The organism is Mycobacterium sp. (genome assembly GCF_035697385.1).
Classification (GTDB): domain Bacteria; phylum Actinomycetota; class Actinomycetes; order Mycobacteriales; family Mycobacteriaceae; genus Mycobacterium.
Genome location: NZ_DASSCY010000011.1, coordinates 1 through 2,424 on the forward strand (window position 1 = coordinate 1; position 2,424 = coordinate 2,424).

4 protein-coding genes are annotated in these 2,424 nt (G+C 66.0%); 2 read left to right on the forward strand and 2 right to left on the reverse strand.

Translation table 11 applies throughout. The features are described from left to right. The coding region (locus tag VFH65_RS01140) for a DUF2510 domain-containing protein (RefSeq protein WP_353319293.1) at window positions 1–118 on the forward strand (118 nt) is incomplete at its 5' end. Here the strand turns inward: VFH65_RS01140 and VFH65_RS01145 are convergent. Further along, window positions 100–1,107 carry an oxygenase MpaB family protein gene (locus tag VFH65_RS01145; protein WP_353319290.1) on the reverse strand — a complete coding sequence of 336 codons (1,008 nt, stop codon included), beginning with the start codon at window positions 1,105–1,107 and terminating at the stop codon, window positions 100–102. The genes VFH65_RS01140 and VFH65_RS01145 overlap by 19 nt on opposite strands. A gap of 72 nt (window positions 1,108–1,179) precedes the next feature. Here VFH65_RS01145 and VFH65_RS01150 point away from each other — a divergent pair, with 72 nt between their 5' ends. Continuing rightward, entirely contained in the window at window positions 1,180–1,764 is a 585-nt protein-coding gene (locus VFH65_RS01150; protein ID WP_353319291.1) for a TetR/AcrR family transcriptional regulator, read from the forward strand. Here the strand turns inward: VFH65_RS01150 and VFH65_RS01155 are convergent, their stop codons facing one another. Further along, window positions 1,765–2,202, reverse strand: coding sequence for a hypothetical protein (locus VFH65_RS01155; RefSeq protein ID WP_353319292.1), 438 nt, complete (start codon window positions 2,200–2,202; stop codon window positions 1,765–1,767). Between the last annotated feature and the right edge of the window lie 222 nt (window positions 2,203–2,424).

Below are 2,424 nucleotides of genomic sequence, written 5' to 3' on the forward strand. Positions count from 1 at the left end.
CGGCGTATTCGGGCGCTATCCACCCGTTCAGGCGGGCTGGTTCCCGGATCCGCAAAACCGTTCGCGTATGCGGTATTTCGATGGCGCGCTGTGGACGGGTCAGACCTTAGGGCAGTAATGCATGGGGTTGTCGCGCTCGTCCAGCGGCGGCAGGTTGCGTGCAGGAGTGTGCACCAGTTGCGCGTCGGCCGGGATGCGCCCCATTGCGCGATCCCAGCCGGCGCGTGCTCGTGGGTGCATTCTGGCTCGCTTGGGCAGCAGCGCGAACACCAGCCGCACCACATCGCCGAAACGGCGATGCAGCCAATCGTCGCGTGCCGACCAGGTGTAGCCCATCAACTCACGCACCGGCGGGTCGTAAAGGCCAACGGTGATCCAAACAAAGAACGGCGCCAACAACTTTCGCTGCAATGCCCACAACCGTTCCGGAATCCACTGGGCGAAGGGCGGTTTGGGGAGATCTGTGAGATCCAGGACGGCGCGCGCGGCGAAATTGTTCTCCAACTCGTTGCGGCATATGTGGTCCCAGTAAAGCTGGAAGTCCTCCCACGTCTTCGGTACCGGCCGCATGCTCATCCCGTACATCGAGTACCACTGGAGATGCTCGTCGAACAGCTGGCGCTTCTCGTCCTCGGTGATGCCCCCACAGAACCGCTCGGCGACGATCAGCGTGCCGACGAAGAAGGTCGCGTGCGCCCAGTAGAAGACGTCGGGGTTGAGCGCGTGGTAGCGGCGGCCCTGCCCGTCAACGCCCTTGATGTTGACGTGGTAGTCGCGGACCTCTGCGCCCGTTGTCGGCGCCCGGCCGCCGTCGAACACCACACCGCCGATCGGATACAGCGACCGCAGCAGCCGCGGCCAGCGCTCCCGGAAGAAACTCGAGTGCTCCTCGACGGCGGCGCCCAGCTGCGGATGCATGTTCTGCATCGAGCCGGCCCACGGTCCCTGCAGCATGCCGCGCCAGTCGCCGAAGTACTTCCACGTCAGCGAGCCCGGCCCGAGCGGCCGCGGCGGCGCTTCGTAGCCGCCGGGGGCGACGGGGCAGCCGATTGCGGGTGAGTCGGATCCGCTGGTCACTGGGTACACCTCAGACGTATCTTGAGTCACTGATGAACTTTCGATCGACACCAGAATACAATTCTGACTACGCGTGTTGTCACAGTGCAGCTTAGGAGTGTTGTGGATTCCGGTCAACGACGGGGCCGCTGGTCTGGCGTTCCGCTGCAGGACCGCCAGGTTCTGCGCCGCGACGAGCTGATCACCGCAGGCACCGCGCTGCTGGGTAGCGAGAGCGGACCGTCGCTCACTGTGCGGGCAGTATGCCGGGCGGCCGGGCTGACCGAACGCTACTTCTACGAGAGTTTTGCCGATCGCGACGAGTTCGTCCGCGCCGTCTACGACGACGTCTGTGCACGGGCGATGGCGACGCTGATGAGCGCGGACACGCCCCGCGACGCCGTCGAGCGGTTCGTCGCGCTCATGGTCGACGATCCAACCCGCGGGCGCGTGCTGCTGCTGGCCCCGGAAGTCGAACCGGTGCTGACGCGCTCGGGCGCCGAGTGGATGCCCAGTTTCATCGACCTGTTGCAGCGCAAGCTGACCCGCATCACCGAGCCCGCCACCCAGGCCATGGTGGCGACAGGTTTGATCGGCGCGCTGTCGGCGTTGTTCACCGCCTACCTCAATGGCCGCCTGCCGGCGACCCGCGAGCAGTTCATCGACTACTGCGTCGACATGCTGCTCAGCCGCGTGTCGAGCTACTGATTACTCGTCCGGGGTGCTGACCTCGGCCAGCTCTTGTTCCTCGGCTGCAGCGGCCTCGTCCGCGGCCGCCTTGGCTTCCCGGCCCGCCGGGCTCAGCAGCGACGCACCGGGATTGGTGGCCGTCGCGTACCCACCCGCGCAGTTCAGCGCAACCATGACTTCGCCCTCGGCCTTCTCGAAGTAGACGTCGTCAGTCATCGGCCGGACGTACGGCGCATCCCACGCGTTGGTGACGATGCACTCTTCCTCGGGCAATTTGTCGCCCGTCCGCACCGCCACGACGGCCGTGCCGCCTTCTTCCTCGATCACCGAAGCCGCATCGGAGTACGGCTGACCGACGACATCCGGCGCCGCGGCGGCAACACCCGATCCGAACAGCGCAACCGAAGACGACGCGACAACGAAGGCGCCGCCCGCGAAAATCGTGATTTTTTTCATGTGCCCGCGTCCTTCCGGCCTGGTGGTCCTCACCAGACCGCGGGCGCATGCGGTGCCTATCCGGCCGTCATCGTCCGCGACCTATCGCACAGCGTTACGAATGACCCCAAGGCTGCTTGAAGTCTACTCGTCGGGCGTGCTGGCCTCTTCGAGCTCTTCTTGCTCAGCGGCCGCGGCTTCGTCGGCGGCTTCCTTGGCCTCCCGGCCCGCCGGGCTGGCCTG

What these genes read in the sequence shown, in the direction of transcription:
- VFH65_RS01155 (WP_353319292.1), bottom strand. Translation starts at nt 2,202, where the DNA reads ATGAAAAAAATCACGATTTTCGCGGGCGGCGCCTTCGTTGTCGCGTCG.